The following is a 17,153-nucleotide window of genomic DNA, read 5'->3' as shown; positions in this document are numbered from 1 at the left end:
CCGGGGCTTCAGTAGCGTTCGGCGTACTGGCGCAGTTCCCAGTCGCTCACATGGCGCGCATGGCTGAGCGCCTCGGCACGCTTGAGCCGCAGGAACTGCGTGCGCAGCTCCTCGCCCAGCGCCGCACCGATCACCGCATCGGCCTCCAGCGCGTCCAGCGCCTGGTCCAGCGATTGCGGCAGCAGGGCGATGCCGCGCTGGCGCAATGCCGGCAGCGTGAGCTCGAACAGATCGTCCTGGCAGGCCGGGGGCGGGGCCAGGCGGCGCTGGATGCCGTCCAGCCCGGCGGCGATCAGGCCCGCGGTGGCCAGATAGGGATTGGCCGAGGCATCCGGCAGGCGCCACTCGAAGCGGCCCTTGAGCGTGCGCACCAGGGCCGTGCGGTTGTTGGGGCCATGGGCCACATAGGCGGGGGCCCAGCTGGTGCCGGAGAGCGATTCGCCCACCACCAGGCGCTTGTAGGAGTTGACGGTGGGCGCTGCCAGCGCGCACAGCGCGCCCGCATGGGCCAGCACGCCGGCGATGAAATGCTGCATCAGCGCCGCGCCGCCCGGCGCCGGCTGGCCCGGATGGTCCTCGAACATGCACTGTGCTTCCTCGCCCTCGCCGCGCCACATCGAGACATGGAAATGCATGCCGCTGCCGGGCTGGTTGGCGAAGGGCTTGGGCATCATCGAGAACACGGCACCATGCTGCTCGGCGATCGCCTGGGCGGCGAGCTTGAACAGCATCAGGTGGTCGGCGCTGCGCAGCGCCAGGTCGTGGCCGAAGTTGAGCTCGTACTGGCCTTGCGCGTCCTCATGGTCGATCTGCAGCACCTCCAGCCCGCTGCTGGCCAGGGCCTTGTGCAGCTCGCGCAGCAGGCCGGCCTGGCGTGGCAGGGTCTTGAGGTCGTAGGAGGGCTTGTCCAGCCCGTCCCGCGCATCGAAGGGCAGGTAGCCGGCCTGTGCATCGCGGCGCAGCAGGAAGAACTCGGGCTCGATGCCGGTGCGCAGGTACCAGCCCTGCTTGGCGAGCTGCGCCTCGGCGCGGCGCAGCACCTGGCGCGGGCAGGCGTCAAAGGGCTCACCGGCCACATAGCCGTCGCAGACGATGCGCGCATAGCCGGGCATCCAGGGCAGCACCTGGGCCGTGCTGGCGATGCCGCGGCCCCAGTACTCGCTGCGCGGGCCGGTGCGCGGCAGGCCGGTGCCGGCGATCGAGGGGCCGGAGAAGCCGGCACCCTCGGTGAGCAGCTGGTCGAGCTGCTCGATCGGCAGGTATTTTCCCTTGGCGACGCCGTGGATGTCGGTGAACTGCGCCAGCAGGGTGTGGACCTGGGCGGAACGGAGTTGCTGCAGCAGGTCTTTCATGTGGTCCTCGCCGACCCGCGGGGGTCAGGTGTTGATGCGCAGCCAGGTGGTCTTGAGCTCGGTGTACTTGTCGAAGGCATGCAGGGACTTGTCGCGCCCGTTGCCGCTCTGCTTGTAGCCGCCGAAGGGCACGGTGATGTCGTCCTCGTCGTACTGGTTCACATGCACGGTGCCGGCGCGTAGCGCTCGGGCCACGCGGTGCGCACGGTCCACATGGCTGCTCCAGACGCTGGCCTGCAGACCGTAACTCGAATCATTGGCCTGCGCAATCGCGTCGGCCTCGTCCTTGAAGCGCAGCACGCTCATCACCGGGCCGAAGATCTCCTCGCGGGCGATCTTCATCTGGTTGCTGACGCCGGCGAACACGGTGGGCTCGACATAGAAGCCGCCGCTCTCGCTGCGCGCCTGTTTGCCACCCACCACCGCCGTGGCGCCCTCGCCATGGCCGGCCTCGATATAGCTCATCACGGTGCGCAGCTGGCCGTCGTCGACCAGGGCGCCCATCACGGTCTCGGGGTCGAGCGGATCGCCCGGCTGGTAGGCCGGGGCCTCGGCGGCCACCAGGGCGACGAACTCGTCGGCAATGCTTTCGTGCACCAGCACACGCGACGGCGCATTGCAGCTCTCGCCCTGGTTGAAGAACATGCTGCCGGCGACGGTCTGGGCGGCGCGCTTGAGATCGTCGAAATCCGGGAACACCAGGAAGGCCGACTTGCCGCCCAGCTCGTTGTAGACGCGCTTGAGGTTGGAGCGACCCGCGTACTCCAGCATCTTGCGGCCTACCCGGGTGGAACCGGTGAAGCCGATCGCATCCACGTCCGGGTGCAGGGCCAGGGCCTCGCCGGCCTCGTGGCCAAAGCCCGGCACGACGTTGAACACGCCCTCGGGCAGGCCGGCCTCCAGCGCCAGTTCGGCCAGGCGCAGCGCCGTGAGCGGGGATTTCTCGCTGGGCTTGAGCACCACCGAATTGCCCGCCGCCAGCGCCGGCCCGAGCTTCCAGGCCGCCATGATCATCGGGTAGTTCCAGGGCACGATGGCCCCCACCACGCCCATCGCCTCGCGCTGTATCAGCGCCAGCGCGTTCGGGCCGGTGGGTGCGATCTCGTCGTAGATCTTGTCCACCGCCTCGGCGTACCAGGCGATGCAGCGCGCCGCCGCCGGCACGTCGACGGCGCGCGCGTACTGGATGGGCTTGCCCATGTCCAGGGTCTCCAGCAGGGCCAGCTCGTCCTTGGCGGCGAGGATCTTGTCGGCAAAGGCGAGCAGCACCTTCTTGCGTGCGGCCGGCGGCCGCTGAGCCCAGCGGCCGTCGTCGAAGGCGCGGCGCGCCGCCGCCACCGCGGCATCGATGTCGGCGGCCAGGCCGCGCGACACCTTGCCCAGGCTGCGGCCATGGATGGGCGAGATGCAGTCGAACTGCTGGCCCGCCTCGGTCTCGACGCGCCGCCCGTTGATGACCGGGCGGCCGTCTATCGTCAGCGCGGCCGCGCGCTCATGCCAGTTGATGCTGCTGCTCATACGCAATCCTCAGAACTTCACCACCACGGAGGCGCCGAGCAGGCTGTTGCTCTTGCGGAAGCTGCCGTCCTTGACGAACTCGAACACCGACTGGTTGGCGCGGTCGTAGCGGTATTCGAGCTTGAAGGTGGTGGCGAGGTCGTAGGCGTAGTTCATGCCGATCGCCAGCGCCGTGCGGTTGGCGCCGCGTTCGGTATCGCCATAGAGCAGCTCGCCGCTGTCGACATCGCGGCCCAGCACCGCCGGGCCGATGCCGTTGCGCACGTCCGAGCCATAGCCCAGCAGGCCGCCGCCGTTCTGGTTGTTCTTGATGTAGTCCAGCCTTGCCACGCCTTCCAGGCGCGGCGTGAACTTGTAGGCCGCCAGGGCCGAGAGCCCCAGCCACTTGGCCGTGCGCAGCTCGCCGGTATCGGGGTCGGGCGTGATGGCGGCCTGCTTCTGCATGCCATAGCTCAGCTGGCCCTGCAGGGTCCAGTCGCCGCGGATGAAGTAGGCATCGGCCTCGAACAGATTGAGCGCCGTGTTCTTGGTGCCGCCCACCAGATTGGCGGCCTTGCCATGCACGCCGGCAAAGCCGAAGCCCTGGAACTCGCCCTTGGCGTAGTCGACGCGGTAGGCCAGCACCGGCGCCTTCTCGCCGGCCGACTGCATGGACGCGTTCATGTTCGCGAGCATGCCCTTCATGATCCATTTGCCACGCGTCAGCTCCAGGCCGGCGCCGGTGTAGGCGGTGGGCAGGGTGAAGTCGAACAGCAGGTTGTGGCTGATCAGCTTGTTCTGCGTGGGCGGCAGGTACTCGTAGCCCGACCAGTCGGGGGTGTGGCCGGCGATGAAGCGGGTCTGCAGATCGCCCAGCGGGATCGAGACGGTGGCCTCATGGATGATGCCGCCGTTGCCGATCACGCTGTCGGTGCCGCGGTTGGGCGAGAGCGTCAGGTGCCAGCGCGTGCCGCTCTCGGTCTCCTTCAGGAAGTCCAGGGCCATCGTGCCCAGGTAGGAGTTGTCGTAGTTGTAGCCGTCGCTGGCCACATTGTTGAGGAACTGGAAGCCGGCACGGTTCTGCGCGCGGTTGGCGATATAGGCGGGTTCCACATAGCCGCTGATCTTCAGCTGCTTGTAGCCCAGCGCCTCGGAGGCGTCTTCCAGCGCCTCGGTCTTGACGGCGATGCGGTTGAAGTCCTGCACCTGCTGCGGGGTCATGCCCCATTGAGCTTGGGTCGGCGCCTGACTGGGCGCTGGCGCGGGCTTGGACTCGGCGGCCTTGAGGCGCTCTTCCAGCTGGTTGACGCGATCGCGCAGGGCGCGCAATTCCTTGAGCAGGTCCTCGTTGCTCTGCGCCTGTGCGCTTCCTGAGAAGGCTGCGGCAAGAGCGAGCGTGAGGGAGGCGAGCTGTGGGGCTTTCATCGAGTACTCCTCTGTGGGTATGTGGTGCGGACTGTGGCGAATCTGTTCAGCCGCCGCGTTGGGCGGCGGCCATTTCCTGGGCGCGGCGACGTTCCTGGCGCGCGATCAGCACGCTGGCCAGGATCACCCCCACCGAGACCACCAGGATGATCACGGTGGCCACCGCATTGATGCTGGGCGAGACGCCGAGCCGGGCGCGCGAGAAGATCACCAGGGGCAGGGTGGTGGCGCCCGGGCCGGAGAGAAAGGCCGAGAGCACGACGTCGTCGAGCGAGAGCGTGAAGGTGAGCAGCCAGGCCGACAGCAGCGATTGCGCAATCATCGGCAGCGTCACCAGCATGAAGACCTGGAAGGGCTTGGCACCCAGGTCCATGGCGGCCTCTTCCAGCTGCGGGGGCAGGTCTTGCAGGCGCGCGCCGATCACCACCGTGGCATAGGCCAGGCCCAGCAGCAGATGGCCCAGCCAGATGGTGAGCATGCCGCGCTCGGGGAAGCCCAGGGCGCGCTGCATCGACACCAGCATCAGCAGCAGCGACAGGCCCACGATCACCTCGGGCATCACCAGCGGTGCGTTGACCATGCCGGCGAACAGGGTGCGGCCCTTGAAGCGCTTGTACTTGACCAGCGCGAAGGCCGCGAAGATGCCCAGCAGTACCGAGCTGCAGGCGGTCACGAAGGCGATCTGCATCGACAGCCACAGGCCGGTGACGACCTCGCGGTCCTGCAGCAGCTGGCCATACCACTTCAGCGTGAAACCGCCCCAGACCGAGGCGATGTTCGAGTCGTTGAAGGAGTAGATGATGAGCGCCAGGATCGGCAGGTAGAGGAACACATAGCCCAGGCCCAGCCAGCCGCGGCCGAACCAGCGCGTGGCCTGCGGGCCCAGGATGGCACGCTTGGCCTTGATGGTGGCGCCGCTGCTCATCGCTTGGCCTCCTGGCTCTCGGCCTGGTATTTGTTGAAGATCGCCAGCGGCACGATGATCAGCAGGATCATCACCACCGCCACCGCCGAGGCCATCGGCCAGTCGTTGTTGCTGAAGAACTCGTCCCACAGCACGCGGCCGATCATCAGGGTCTGGGGCCCGCCCAGCAGTTCGGGGATGACGAACTCGCCGACGCAGGGAATGAACACCAGCATCGAGCCCGCGATGATGCCGGCCTTGGAGAGCGGCACGGTGATGCGCCAGAAGCCCACCCAGGGCGTGGCGCCCAGGTCGGCCGCGGCCTCCAGCAGGCGCAGGTCCATCTTGGCCAGGCTGGCATAGAGCGGCAGGATCATGAAGGGCAGGTAGGTATAGATCATGCCCACCACCAGGGAGAAGGGCGTGTTCATCAGCTTGCCCAGCGCCGGGATCAGGCCGGCGGCCAGCAGCAGCTGGTCCAGCCCCACCGCCTCGATCGCCTCGGCCACCCAGCCATGCTCGCCCAGCAGGCCCTTCCAGGCATAGACGCGCAGGAGGAAGGAGGTCCAGAACGGCAGCATCACCAGCATCAAGAGCGCCGGCTGCAGGGTGCCGCGGGCGCGCGCCATGAAGTAGGCGAAGGGGTAGCCGATCAGCAGGCAACCCACGGTGGTGACCGCCGCGTACTTGAGGCTGGCCACATAGGACAGGAAGTAGAGGTCGTCCTGGGTGATGAAGAGGTAGTTGCCCAGCTTGATCGAGAGCCTGAGCATGCCGTCGGCATAGCTGATCAGGTCCTTGAAATGGACGGTCTCCATCTCAGAGACGCTGATCTTGGCGACGATCACGAAGGGCAGGGCAAAGAAAATCAGCAGCCATGCATAGGGCAGGCCGATCACCGCCGTGCGCCCGCGCAGCAGGCCTTGGATGAAGCTGGGCTTGGCCATCGTCCTTGCCTTCATTGCGTCAGCACCACCTGGGCCGTGGGCGACCAGGAGGCCCAGACCTCCTGATCCCACGTCAGCGGCTCGTTGCGGTAGCGGGTGTGGTTGCTCTCGCTGACCTTGATGACCTGGCCGCTGGGCAGCTGCAGGTGGTAGACCGTGAAGGCACCGAAGTAGGCCAGGTCGCGCACCTTGCCGAGCACCTGGTTGAACTCGCCCTCGGGCTTGTCGGCGCTGAGCTGGATCTTCTCGGGCCGCAGCGCCACGCCCACCGCCATGCCGGGCACGCCGGTGATGCCATGGCCGACCAGATGCCGGCAGTCCTGGCAGTCGATCACCACATGGTCGGGCTCGTCCACCGAGAGGGTGCCGTCCATCATGTTGACGTTGCCGATGAAGTCGGCCACGAAGCGGGTGGCGGGGGTCTCGTAGATGTCCACCGGCGCGCCCACCTGCAAGACCTGACCCTCGCTCATCACCGCGATGCGCGAGGCCATCGTCATGGCCTCTTCCTGGTCGTGCGTGACCATCACGCAGGTCACGCCCACCTCCTCGATGATGTTGACCAGCTCGATCTGGGTTTCCTCGCGCAGCTTCTTGTCGAGCGCGCCGAGCGGCTCGTCCAGCAAGAGCAGCTGCGGCTTCTTGGCCAGGCTGCGCGCCAGCGCCACGCGCTGCTGCTGGCCGCCCGAGAGCTGGTGCGGCTTGCGCTTGGCGTACTTGCCCAGCTGCACCAGCTTGAGCATGGCCTCGACGCGGCTGGTCACCTCGTCCTTGGGGCAGCCGTCGCGGCGCAGGCCGAAGGCGATGTTGTCCCACACGGTGAGGTGCGGAAACAGCGCATAGCTCTGGAACATCATGTTGATGGGCCGGGCATAGGGCGGCATGCCGGCCAGGTCCTGGCCGTTCAGGATGATGCGGCCGCTGGTGGGCGTTTCGAAGCCCGCCAGCATGCGCAGCAGCGTGGTCTTGCCGCAGCCGGACGAGCCCAGCAGGGCGAAGATCTCGCCCTTCTGGATGTCGATCGAGACATGGTTGACGGCGACGGCACCGCCGCCGAAATCCTTCACGACGTTCTGGATCTGCAAATAGGCCGGGCTCGCGCTGCTGCTGCTACTCATCGCTGTCCTCAGAGTCCGGTCTTGAAGGAGGTGTACATGCGCGTCATGGTGCGGCGGATGTCGTTGTTGATGGCATCGGGCGCGGCCATCTTCTTCATGTCGGCATCGCTCAGGAACACGCTGGGGTTGTTGGCCACCTCGGGCTTGACGAACTTCTTCGCTTCCTTGTTGGGGTTGGCGTAGAAGACCTTGTTGGTCAGGCCGGCATGCACCTCGGGGCGCAGGATGTAGTTGATGAACTTGTGCGCGTTGCCGGGGTGGGGCGCATCGGCCGGAATCACCATGGTGTCCATGAAGATGATGCCGCCGGTCTTGGGGATCAGCGCCTGGATGTTCTGGCCGGTCTTGCCGTCGATGGCGCGCTGGCGCGCGATATTGATGTCACCCGACCAGCCCAGCGCCAGGCAGATCGAGCCGTTGGCCATGTCGTTGATATAGCCCGAGGAGCTGAACAGGGTGACCGAGGAGCGGATCGACTTCAAGAGTGCCGGCACGCCGGCATAGTCGCCCTGGCTCTTGCTGTAGGCCGGCTTGCCCAGGTAGTGCAGGGCGGCGGGGATGATCTCGGTGGCGGAATCGAGGAAGCTGACGCCGCAGCTCTTGAGCTTGCTGATGTACTCGGGCTTGAACACCAGATCCCAGGTGTTGTCGGGCATCGGCGTGGCGCCCAGCGCTGCCTTCACCTTGTCGACATTGATGCCCACGGTGGTGAAGCCCCACAGCCAGTTCACCATGTACTCGTTGCCCGGGTCCAGCTTGGCAAGCTGGGCCTGCACATCCGGGTCCAGGTTCTTGTAGTTGGGGATCTGGCTCTTGTCGATCTTGCGCAGCAGGCCGCCATCGGCCTGCAGCTTGGCCCAGTAGGACGAGGGCACCACCACGTCGTAGCCGGTCTTGCCCGCCACCAGCTTGGCGTGGACGATTTCGTTGTTGTCGAAATTGTCGTAGCGCACCTTGATGCCGGTTTCCTTCTCGAAGTTCTTCAGGGTGTCTTCGGCGATGTAGTCGGACCAGTTGTAGACATTGAGAACTTTCTCTTCGTCCTGCGCGCGCGCCGCACCGGCCCACAGCGTGGCGGTGGCGGCAAGCAAGAGGCTCAGCGAGGTGGCAAGGCGGGGCAGATTCGGTTTCATCGGGGGACTCCGTATCGATTGAGAGCAAACGCTGGATGGGGATGGATCGGCTCAGTCTAGGGCGGCCCCGTGAGCCACCCCATACCTCAAAACCCTGGGGTGTCGGCTACCCGCTTCAGAGCCAGCCCCGCTCGCGTACTTCGGCGAGGGTCAGGTCTAGACAGCGGCGTATCAGCACCATCATTTCGTCGATCTGGGGCCGTGTCATCACCAGGGGCGGGGCGACGATCATGCGATCGCCGACGGCGCGCATGATGAGTCCGTTGCCGAAGCAATGGGCGCGGCAGACCATGCCGACCTCCAATTCACTCGCAAAGGTCGTGCCGGGCTTGGCCTTGACCAGCTGCACCGCGCCCATCATTCCGCAGGTCTGGGTCTCGCCCACCAGCGGGTGATCGTTGAGCTCGGCAAAGCGCTCGGCCAGATAGGGGCCGATATTGTTCTTCACATGGCTGACCAGGTTGAGCTGCTGGATCAGCTTGATATTGGCCAGGGCCACGGCGCAGGCCACCGGGTGGCCCGAGTAGGTGAAGCCGTGGTTGAACTCGCCGCCATCGTCGATCAGGGCCTGCGCCACGCGGTCGCCGACCATCACGCCGCCCAGCGGCACATAGCCCGAGGTCACGCCCTTGGCAAAGGTCATCAGGTCGGGCCGGGTGCCCATGGTCTCGCAGCCAAACCAGTTGCCGGTGCGGCCGAAACCGCAGATCACCTCGTCGCTGACGAGCAGGATGCCGTACTTGTCGCAGATTCGCTGGATCTCGGGCCAGTAGGTGCTGGGCGGCACGATCACGCCACCGGCGCCCTGCACCGGCTCGCCGATGAAGGCGGCCACGCGCTCGGGGCCCACCTCGAGGATCTTCTCTTCCAGCCAGCCCGCGGCCTTGAGGCCGAAGGCCTCGCGGCTCATGCCCTGGCCCAGCTCGAACCAATGCGGCTGCTGGATGTGCACGATGTCGGGGATGGGCAGGCCGCCCTGGGCATGCATGCCGCTCATGCCGCCCAGCGAGGCACCGGCCATGGTGGAGCCGTGGTAGCCGTTGATGCGTCCGATGATGGTCTTGCGCTCGGGCTGGCCCTTGATGTCCCAGTAGCGCCGCACCATGCGCACCACAGTGTCATTGCCCTCCGAGCCGGAGCTGGTGAAGAACACATGCTTGAACTGCGGCGGCGTCACCTCGGCCAGCAGCTCGGCCAGCTCGATGGCGGGCGGGGTGGAGGTCTGGAAGAAGGCGTTGTAGAAGGGCAGCTCCTTCATCTGCTTGGCCGCGGCGTCGACCAGGGCCTGCTGGCCATAGCCGGTGTTGACGCACCACAGGCCGCTCATGCCGTCGAGGATCTTGTGGCCCTCGCTGTCCCAGATGTAGATGTTCTCGGCGCGCGTGATGATGCGCGCGCCCTTCTTGGCCAGGCCACCGTGGTCGGTGAAGGGGTGGAAGAAATGCTTGGAATCGGCGTCCTGCCATTCCTTGGTACTGCGACTCGCGGCGCGCTGCGCCGCCTGAACAACATGGCTCATGGTGGATGCTCCGGAAGAGGTTGGGGTCAGACGTGCAGCAGCAGGTGCTCGCGTTCCCAGGGGGAGATCACTTTCATGAACTCCGCATACTCGATCTCTTTGATCTCGGTGTAGACCGTGATGAAGGATTCACCCAGCACGCTGGCCAGGTCCTTCTCGTTGCGCAGCAGCTCCAGCGCCTCGCCCAGGCTGCGCGGCAGCTGGAAGTCGCCCAGATAGGCATCCCCCTTGCACTCGGGCGTGGGCTCGATGCGGTTCTTGATGCCCAGGTAGCCGCAGGCCAGGGTGGCGGCCAGTGCCACATAGGGGTTGGCATCAGCACCGATGACGCGGTTCTCGATGCGGCGCGCCTGCGGTGGCGCCAGCGGCGAGCGTATGCCCACGGTGCGGTTGTCGGTGCCCCACTGGATGTTGATGGGCGCGGCGGTGAAGCGTGCCAGGCGGCGGTAGCTGTTCACATAGGGCGCGAACAGCGCCATCGCGGCGGGGATGTATTTCTGCAAGCCGCCGATGTACCAGAAGAACTCCTGGCTCGGGCTGCCATCCTCGTTGCTGAAGAGATTGCGACCGGTGGCCTTGTTGATCACGCTCTGGTGCACATGCATGGCGCTGCCGGGCTCGCCGGCGATGGGCTTGGCCATGAAGGTGGCGAACATGTCGTGGCGCAGCGCCGCCTCGCGCACGGTGCGCTTGAAGAAGAACACCTCGTCCGCCAGGCCCATCGGGTGGGCGTGGAAGAAGTTGATCTCCATCTGGCCGGCGCCCACCTCGTGGATCAGGGTGTCGACATTGAGCTCCATCTTCTCGCAGTAGTCGTAGACATCCTCGAAGAGCGGATCGAACTCGTTCACCGCGTCGATCGAATAGGCCTGGCGCGAGGTCTCGGCGCGGCCGCTGCGGCCCACCGGGGGCTTGAGCGGCATGTCGGGATCGGTGTTGCGCGCCACCAGGTAGAACTCCAGCTCGGGCGCCACCACCGGGTCCCAGCCCTCGGCCGCGAACAGGTCGCAGACGCGGCGCAGCACCGAGCGTGGCGCAAAGGGCACGAGCTGGCCGTCGCGGTCGAAGCAGTCGTGGATGATTTGCGCGGTGGGGTCCACCGCCCAGGGCACCAGGCGGGCCGTGGTTGGGTCGGCGCGCAAGTGCATGTCCATGTCATTCGGGCTGATGACGTCGTAGTAAGGCCCCTCCTCGGGGAACTCGCCCGTCACGCCCATTGCCACCACGGCCTCGGGCAGGCGCATGCCGCGGTCTTCGGTAAATTTCTCGCGCGGCAGGATCTTGCCACGCGCCACACCGGTGAGGTCGGGCACCAGGCACTCGATCTCGGTGACGCGATGCTCGCGGAACCACTGTTCCAGCTCGGCAAAGCTACGTTCTGTTCTGACCACCATGTTTCACCTCATCTTCTGGTCTTGGCGCCGTGGCGGGATGCCGGGGCGCTGCGGATTGCTTGAATCGGGCTGGGGTCAGCGGCGCTAGGTCTCGGGGTCGCGGATGTAGTCGTGGCGCGGCTCGCGCACCTGGTCGCGGTAATCGCGGCAGGCCTGGCCAAAGGCCTCGAAGAGCTTCATCGAGACCGGGTTGCGCTCGGCCTGCCATTCGGGGTGCCATTGCAAGCACATCGAGAAGCCATGCGCGGCCGCCACGCTGAAGGCTTCCACCAGGCCGTCGGGCGCCACCGCTTCGATGCGCAGGCCCGGGGCCAGTTCGTTGACGCCCTGGCCATGCAGGGAGTTGACGCTGATGCTGCGATGGCCCAGCAAGGCCTCCAGGCGCCCGCCGGGCAAGACCTGGACCTCATGCTGCTCGGCATAGGCGATCTCGGGCGGCTGGCCGGGCGGGGCGCGGTGGTCGCGCAGGCCGGGTTGCTCCTGCACCGCCTGGTGCAGCGAGCCGCCCAGCGCCACATTGGCCTCCTGGAAACCGCGGCAGATCGCGAACAGCGGCATGCCCAGCCGCAAGGCCTTGGGGATCAGCGGCAGGGTCCAGGCATCGCGATCCGGGTCCAGCGGCAGCTCGGGGTTGTGCACGGCCTCGTCGAAATGGCTGGGGTGCACGTTCGAGGGCGAGCCGGTCAGCAGCACGCCGTCGGCCAGCGCCAGCAGCTCGTCGATTTCCGCGGGGCTGGAGGCCGGCACCACCAGGGGCAGGCAGCCGGCCAGGCGCACCGCGTCGATGTACTTCTTGCCGGCGATGTGGAAGGGGTGGTCGCCGACCTGGCGGTTGCAGGCGGGCACCAGCACCACGGGCTTGCGCCGGGGCAGGGATTTGGAAGGGCCGGTACTCACAGCATGTCCTTCAATCGGTAGTACGCCATGCCCAGTACCAGGGCGGGCGTACGCATCAGTTTGCCACCCGGGAAGGGATGGTGGCGCAGTTTGGCAAAGGTGTCGAAGCGGCTGGCGTCGCCATGCATGGCCTCGGCGACGATGCGGCCGGCCAGGCCGGTCAGCGCCAGGCCATGGCCCGAGAAGCCTTGCAGATAGTAGATGTTGCGGCGCTCGCCTAAGCGCCCGAAATCAGGGGCACGGTTCATGGAGATGTCCACGAAACCACCCCACGCATATTGCATGCCCACGTCCTGCAGCTGCGGAAAGCTTTCCAGCAGGCGCGCGCGCATGCTGTGCTTCAGGCCCGGCGGCGTGACGGTGCTGTAGCTCACCCGCCCGCCATAGAGCAGGCGATGATCGGCGGTGGGGCGGAAGTAGTCCAGCACGAAATTGGTGTCGCACACCGCCGACCTGCTCGGGATCAGGGCCTGCAGGCGCTCCGGCGCGATCGGCTCGGAGCACACGATATAGGTGCCCACCGGCATGATGCGCGCACCAAGCCTGGGCGCCAGTGCCGGCGATATCTCGTTGAGGTAGACGTTGCCGGCCAGCAGCACCTGGCGCGCGCGCACCTGGCCTTGGGGCCCGGCCAGCGTGATTTGCTCGCCCGCGCCTTCGCCTTCTTTCATGCGGGTGACGGGCGTCTGCTCGTAGATGCGCACGCCCGCACGCACGGCCGCCGCGGCCAGGCCCAGGCAGTATTTGAGCGGGTGCAGATGGCCCGAGCGCGCGTCGTACACGCCGGCATGAAAGCGCGGGCTGGCTATCCATTGCCGCATGACACCGGGGTCGATCCACTGCAGCGGGTAGTCGTAGAGCTCGGCCATGCGTTCGGCCCAGGCGCGCAAGTCCGCGGCCTTGCGCGCGCTGGTGGCCAGGCCCAGGTAGCCGCTCTGCCATTCGGCGTCGATGCGGTGGCGCTCGCAGCGCGCCCGTATCAGGTCCAGGGCCTCGATGCCCATCGCCCAGATGCGCCTGGATTCGGCCAGGCCCAGCTGCGCCTCGATGGTTTCCTGATCGCAGGCGAGGCCGTGGATGGCCTGCCCACCGTTGCGTCCCGAGGCGCCCGAGCCCACCTCGTTGGCCTCCAGCAGCACCACCTCCATGCCGCGCTCGGCCAGCTCGATGGCGGCCGACAGACCCGCCAGCCCACCGCCCACGATGGCCACATCGGCTTCGATGCTCTCTCGCAGTGGCGCATAGCCCTGGGTACGTGGCGCGGTGGCCAGGTAGTAGGAGTCGCGCGTGAGTTCGCGGTCGGTGCTCAGGAGGCTCATAAGGTAGGCGCTAGGCAGGTCCTCGTTCGGGTTGACGCCGGGGGCTCTCGTCAGGCCGCGCGGCGCAGCGCGGCGCGCACGGTTTCGATCAGGCGGTCGATATGGCTGCGCTCGATGATCAGCGGCGGGCTCAGGGCCACGGTGTCGCCGGTGGTGCGCACCAGCACGCCCTGCTCGTAGCAATCGAGGAAGACGTTGAAGGCGCGCTTGGCGGGTTCGCCGGGCAGGGGGCTTAGCTCGATGCCGCCCACCAGGCCGATATTGCGCACGTCGATGACGTTGGGCTCGCCCTTCAGCGAATGCACAGCCTCAGCAAAATAACCTTGCAATTCGGTGGCGCGCGTCAGCAGGCCTTCCTCCGCATAGGTATCCAGTGTGCCCAGCGCGGCGGCACAGGCGAGCGGGTGGGCCGAGTAGGTATAGCCGTGGAAGAACTCGATCAGGTGCTCGGGCCCGTTCATGAAGGTGTCGTAGATGCCTTGCTTGGCGAACACCGCGCCCATCGGCACGCAGCCGTTGGTGAGGCCCTTGGCCACCGTCATCAGGTCGGGCGTGACGCCGAAGGTCTGCGCACCGAAGGGGTTGCCGGTGCGGCCGAAGCCGGTGATGACCTCGTCGAAGATCAAGAGGATGCCGTGCTTGTCGCAGATCTCGCGCAGGCGTTGCAGATAGCCCTGCGGCGGTACCAGCACGCCGGTGGACCCGGCCACCGGCTCGACGATCACCGCGGCGATGGTCGAGGCATCGTGCAGGGCGATGAGCTTCTCCAGATCGTCGGCGAACTCGGCGCCATGCGCGGGCTGGCCCACGGAGAAGGCATTGCGCACCGGATCATGGGTGTGGCGGATATGGTCCACGCCGCCCAGCATGGTGCCGAACATCTTGCGGTTGGCGACCATGCCGCCCACCGAGATACCGCCGAAGTTCACGCCATGGTAGCCGCGCTCGCGGCCGATCAGCCGGGTGCGCGCGCCTTCGCCGCGCACGCGGTGGTAGGCGATCGCCATCTTCAGCGCCGTCTCCACCGACTCGGAACCCGAGTTGGTATAGAAGACCTTGTTGAGGCCCGGCGGCGTCAGCTCGACCAGGCGTTCGGCCAACTCGAAGGCCTTGGGGTGGGCCATCTGGAAGGGCGGTGCGAAGTCCAGCTCGGCCGCCTGCTGCTGGATCGCCTGCACGATGCGCGGGCGGTTGTGGCCGGCGTTCACGCACCACAGGCCGGCAATGCCGTCCAGGATCTGGCGGCCCTTGTCGTCGGTGAAGTACATGCCATCGGCGCGCGTCAGGAGTCGGGGCGACTTCTTGAACTGGCGGTTTGCCGTGAAAGGCATCCAGTAAGCGTCGAGATTCTTGGCCATGTCGTTCACCGTCCTTGCGTTTCTTGTACTGCCTCGAAGTCTAGGCAAGGGCACGCGCAATGTGTGAGCGCTCTGGCGCAGGTTAAACCCCTGGTTTCGCAATATGCTGCGATAACATGGCTGCCTGTTCGCAGATTATTCGAAACATGAGCTCAGAAGTGCAACTGGATGCGATCGACCGCGGCATCCTGAACGAGTTGCAGCGGGACGGCCGGATCTCCAATGTGGAGCTGGCCCAGCGCGTGCATCTCTCGCCCTCGGCCTGCCTGAGGCGGGTCAAGCATCTGGAGGACCAGGGGGTGATTGCCCAGTATGTGGCGCTGGTGAACCCCAAGGCGGTGGGCAAGCAGGGCACCAGCTACACCATCATCAATCTGGAGCGCATGACGACGGCGGCGCTGGCCGCCTTCGAGCAGGCGGTGATGACCTGCCCCGACATCCTGGACTGCTTCTATGTGGCGGGCACCAACGACTATGTGATCCGCTTCGCCTACAAGGACGCCGAGGACCTGGAGCGCTTCCACACCCATGTGCTGATGCAGCTGCCCGAGGTGGCGCGTTCCAATTCGATGCTGGTGCTGCGCACCATCAAGAAGACCACCGCCTTCGAGCTCTGAGCGGGGCCCGGCCCCTCAGCGGCGCCGCAGCATGGGCAGCAGTTGCACCGCCATCATGCTCAGGAAGATCAGCGCGCAACCGGCCAGGCCGCTGCTGTTGAGCCGGTCGCCCATCAGCCAGTAGCCGAACATGGCGGCGAACACGGTTTCCGAGGAGAGGATGATGGCGGCGTCCGCCGCATGGGCATAGCGCTGTGCCACCACCTGGGCGGTGAAGGCCACGCCCACCGAGAGCACGCCGGTGTAGAGAATGGGCCAGGCGGCTGCCCGCAGGCCCGCCCAGCTGCTGGGCTCGGCCACCAGCGCGTAGCCCAGCGCCAGCAGGCCGCAGACCAGGAACTGGCCGCCGGCCACCAGAAAGGGCGCGGACATGCGGTCGGCCACGCGGCCGACCATCAGCACATGCAGGGCCCAGGGCAGCGAAGAGGCGATCACCCAGCTGTCGCCCAGGCTGATCTCGAGCCGGTGTGCGCCCGAGAGCAGGAAGGCGCCGACCAGGCAGGACAGCGCGCCCGGCCAGACCGACCAATGCGGCAGATGGCGCAGCAGCAGATAGCCCAGCACCGGCACCAGCGGCACGTAGAGGGCGGTGAGAAAACCGGCATTCGTGACCGTGGTGCTGACGATGCCGATCTGCTGCATCGCCGCGCCCATCAGCAGCAGGCAGCCCAGGCCAGCGATCTTGCCGGCGTCGCGGCGCACCAGGGGCTTGCCGGCGGCCTGCAGGCCACGCCATTCGCGCCACATCAGCGGCGTCACCACCAGCGCGCCGACGAGAAAGCGCACGCCCGTGAACATCATCGGCCCCACGTCCGCCATGCCATGGCTTTGCGCCACAAAGGCCGAGCCCCAGATCAGGGCGATGACGATCAGCAGCAGATTCGCTTGGACACGGGACACGGTGTTGGGGGCCTAAGAAAGACAAAGGGCGGAACCATGGGTTCCGCCCGGCGGGAGCAGGTGAGATTTTACTCGTCGCGGCCGCCAAAGATGCCCAGCAACGAGAGCAGCGACTGGAACACGTTGTACAGGCTCAGGTAGACGCCCAGGGTGGCGGTGATGTAGTTGGTTTCCAGGCCGTCCTGCACGCGCTTGAGGTCATGCAGGATGAAGGCCGAGAAGATGCCGATCGCCAGCACCGAGAGCGTGATCATCAGCGCGCTGGACTGCAGGAAGATGTTGGCGACGCCGGCCACCAGCAACATGATCATGCCGATGAAGAGGAACTTGCCCATATTGCCGAGGTCGCGCTTGATCACGCTGGACAGCGCGGCCATGCCGAAGAAGATCAGGCCGGTGCCGGCAAAGGCCGTCATGATGAGCCCGGCGCCATTGGCCAGGCCCAGCACCGCACCGATCAGGCGCGACAGCATCAGCCCCATGAAGAAGGTGAAGCCCAACAGCACGGGCACGCCGGCGGCCGAGTTCTTGGTCTTCTCGATCGCGAACATCAGGCCGAAGGCGCCGACCATGAAGACGATCATGCTGATGCCCGGCGACATGGCGCGTGCCAGCCCGGTGCTGACGCCGATCCAGGCGCCCAGCACCGTGGGGATCATCGAGAGGGCCAGCAGCCAGTAGGTGTTGCGCAGCACGCGGTTGCGCTCGGCACTGGAGACCAGGCCGCCGGTGGAATAGGCGTAGACGTTTTGGTTCATGACAAGGACTCCTTG

General features: G+C 66.5%; 15 protein-coding genes. 1 reads left to right on the top strand and 14 read right to left on the bottom strand.

Annotated elements, in window-relative coordinates; all coding sequences use genetic code 11:
- Positions 1-8: 8 nt before the first annotated feature.
- The 12 genes from AC3WQY_RS09260 to aptA all read right to left on the bottom strand — a co-directional run bounded on the left by AC3WQY_RS09260 (position 9) and on the right by aptA (position 14,863).
- Positions 9-1,352, bottom strand: a complete 1,344-nt coding sequence (locus AC3WQY_RS09260; RefSeq protein ID WP_492707688.1) for a type III glutamate--ammonia ligase — start codon at positions 1,350-1,352, stop codon at positions 9-11.
- A 24-nt stretch (positions 1,353-1,376) separates the two neighbouring features.
- The gene (locus tag AC3WQY_RS09255) at positions 1,377-2,870 is read right to left on the bottom strand and encodes an aldehyde dehydrogenase (RefSeq protein WP_492707686.1); all 1,494 of its coding nucleotides are present in this window, start codon (positions 2,868-2,870) and stop codon (positions 1,377-1,379) included.
- A gap of 9 nt (positions 2,871-2,879) precedes the next feature.
- The gene (locus AC3WQY_RS09250; protein ID WP_492707684.1) at positions 2,880-4,274 is read right to left on the bottom strand and encodes a DUF3138 family protein; all 1,395 of its coding nucleotides are present in this window, start codon (positions 4,272-4,274) and stop codon (positions 2,880-2,882) included.
- Between the two features lie 46 nt (positions 4,275-4,320).
- The gene (locus AC3WQY_RS09245; protein WP_492707681.1) at positions 4,321-5,199 is read right to left on the bottom strand and encodes an ABC transporter permease; all 879 of its coding nucleotides are present in this window, start codon (positions 5,197-5,199) and stop codon (positions 4,321-4,323) included.
- The gene (locus AC3WQY_RS09240) at positions 5,196-6,140 is read right to left on the bottom strand and encodes an ABC transporter permease subunit (RefSeq protein WP_285232373.1); all 945 of its coding nucleotides are present in this window, start codon (positions 6,138-6,140) and stop codon (positions 5,196-5,198) included. The genes AC3WQY_RS09245 and AC3WQY_RS09240 overlap by 4 nt, the downstream gene beginning before the upstream one ends.
- Positions 6,137-7,243 (bottom strand): ABC transporter ATP-binding protein, encoded by a 1,107-nt coding sequence (locus tag AC3WQY_RS09235; protein ID WP_492707678.1) that lies wholly within the window; start codon positions 7,241-7,243, stop codon positions 6,137-6,139. Before AC3WQY_RS09235 ends, AC3WQY_RS09240 begins: the two co-directional genes overlap by 4 nt.
- 8 nt (positions 7,244-7,251) lie before the next feature.
- The gene (locus AC3WQY_RS09230; protein WP_492707675.1) at positions 7,252-8,376 is read right to left on the bottom strand and encodes a polyamine ABC transporter substrate-binding protein; all 1,125 of its coding nucleotides are present in this window, start codon (positions 8,374-8,376) and stop codon (positions 7,252-7,254) included.
- A 115-nt stretch (positions 8,377-8,491) separates the two neighbouring features.
- A complete protein-coding gene (locus tag AC3WQY_RS09225) occupies positions 8,492-9,895 on the bottom strand; it encodes an aspartate aminotransferase family protein (protein WP_492707673.1) in 1,404 nt (467 codons plus the stop codon).
- Between the two features lie 26 nt (positions 9,896-9,921).
- The gene (locus tag AC3WQY_RS09220; protein WP_492707671.1) at positions 9,922-11,289 is read right to left on the bottom strand and encodes a glutamine synthetase family protein; all 1,368 of its coding nucleotides are present in this window, start codon (positions 11,287-11,289) and stop codon (positions 9,922-9,924) included.
- 84 nt (positions 11,290-11,373) lie between these two features.
- On the bottom strand, positions 11,374-12,186 hold the full coding sequence (locus tag AC3WQY_RS09215; RefSeq protein WP_492707668.1) for a gamma-glutamyl-gamma-aminobutyrate hydrolase family protein: 813 nt from the start codon (positions 12,184-12,186) through the stop codon (positions 11,374-11,376).
- Positions 12,183-13,505, bottom strand: a complete 1,323-nt coding sequence (locus AC3WQY_RS09210) for an NAD(P)/FAD-dependent oxidoreductase (RefSeq protein ID WP_492707666.1) — start codon at positions 13,503-13,505, stop codon at positions 12,183-12,185. Before AC3WQY_RS09210 ends, AC3WQY_RS09215 begins: the two co-directional genes overlap by 4 nt.
- Positions 13,506-13,555: 50 nt before the next feature.
- On the bottom strand, positions 13,556-14,863 hold the full coding sequence (gene aptA, locus AC3WQY_RS09205; RefSeq protein ID WP_492707664.1) for an omega-aminotransferase AptA: 1,308 nt from the start codon (positions 14,861-14,863) through the stop codon (positions 13,556-13,558).
- Positions 14,864-15,009: 146 nt separating this feature from the next.
- Between aptA and AC3WQY_RS09200 the strand changes: the two genes are divergently transcribed.
- On the top strand, positions 15,010-15,480 hold the full coding sequence (locus tag AC3WQY_RS09200) for an Lrp/AsnC family transcriptional regulator (protein ID WP_492707662.1): 471 nt from the start codon (positions 15,010-15,012) through the stop codon (positions 15,478-15,480).
- Positions 15,481-15,495: 15 nt separating this feature from the next.
- Here the strand turns inward: AC3WQY_RS09200 and AC3WQY_RS09195 are convergent, their stop codons facing one another.
- Both AC3WQY_RS09195 and AC3WQY_RS09190 read right to left on the bottom strand, forming a co-directional pair.
- Complete coding sequence (locus AC3WQY_RS09195; RefSeq protein ID WP_492707660.1) at positions 15,496-16,380, bottom strand: DMT family transporter; 885 nt, start codon at positions 16,378-16,380, stop codon at positions 15,496-15,498.
- 68 nt (positions 16,381-16,448) lie between these two features.
- Positions 16,449-17,138, bottom strand: coding sequence for a Bax inhibitor-1/YccA family protein (locus AC3WQY_RS09190; protein ID WP_285232362.1), 690 nt, complete (start codon positions 17,136-17,138; stop codon positions 16,449-16,451).
- Between the last annotated feature and the right edge of the window lie 15 nt (positions 17,139-17,153).

The organism is Roseateles sp. FW301-B2 (assembly GCF_058788955.1).
Note: the sequence above shows the minus strand (reverse complement) of the source record. Positions and strands in the feature narration are given on the sequence as shown.

Excerpts from the sequence above, each read along its gene's own strand:
- AC3WQY_RS09260 (WP_492707688.1), bottom strand. The coding sequence starts at position 1,352 with ATGAAAGACCTGCTGCAGCAACTCCGTTCCGCCCAGGTCCACACCCTG.
- AC3WQY_RS09255 (WP_492707686.1), bottom strand. The coding sequence starts at position 2,870 with ATGAGCAGCAGCATCAACTGGCATGAGCGCGCGGCCGCGCTGACGATA.
- AC3WQY_RS09250 (WP_492707684.1), bottom strand. The coding sequence starts at position 4,274 with ATGAAAGCCCCACAGCTCGCCTCCCTCACGCTCGCTCTTGCCGCAGCC.
- AC3WQY_RS09245 (WP_492707681.1), bottom strand. The coding sequence starts at position 5,199 with ATGAGCAGCGGCGCCACCATCAAGGCCAAGCGTGCCATCCTGGGCCCG.
- AC3WQY_RS09240 (WP_285232373.1), bottom strand. The coding sequence starts at position 6,140 with ATGAAGGCAAGGACGATGGCCAAGCCCAGCTTCATCCAAGGCCTGCTG.
- AC3WQY_RS09235 (WP_492707678.1), bottom strand. The coding sequence starts at position 7,243 with ATGAGTAGCAGCAGCAGCGCGAGCCCGGCCTATTTGCAGATCCAGAAC.
- AC3WQY_RS09230 (WP_492707675.1), bottom strand. The coding sequence starts at position 8,376 with ATGAAACCGAATCTGCCCCGCCTTGCCACCTCGCTGAGCCTCTTGCTT.
- AC3WQY_RS09225 (WP_492707673.1), bottom strand. The coding sequence starts at position 9,895 with ATGAGCCATGTTGTTCAGGCGGCGCAGCGCGCCGCGAGTCGCAGTACC.
- AC3WQY_RS09220 (WP_492707671.1), bottom strand. The coding sequence starts at position 11,289 with ATGGTGGTCAGAACAGAACGTAGCTTTGCCGAGCTGGAACAGTGGTTC.
- AC3WQY_RS09210 (WP_492707666.1), bottom strand. The coding sequence starts at position 13,505 with ATGAGCCTCCTGAGCACCGACCGCGAACTCACGCGCGACTCCTACTAC.
- aptA (WP_492707664.1), bottom strand. The coding sequence starts at position 14,863 with ATGGCCAAGAATCTCGACGCTTACTGGATGCCTTTCACGGCAAACCGC.
- AC3WQY_RS09200 (WP_492707662.1), top strand. The coding sequence starts at position 15,010 with ATGAGCTCAGAAGTGCAACTGGATGCGATCGACCGCGGCATCCTGAAC.
- AC3WQY_RS09190 (WP_285232362.1), bottom strand. The coding sequence starts at position 17,138 with ATGAACCAAAACGTCTACGCCTATTCCACCGGCGGCCTGGTCTCCAGT.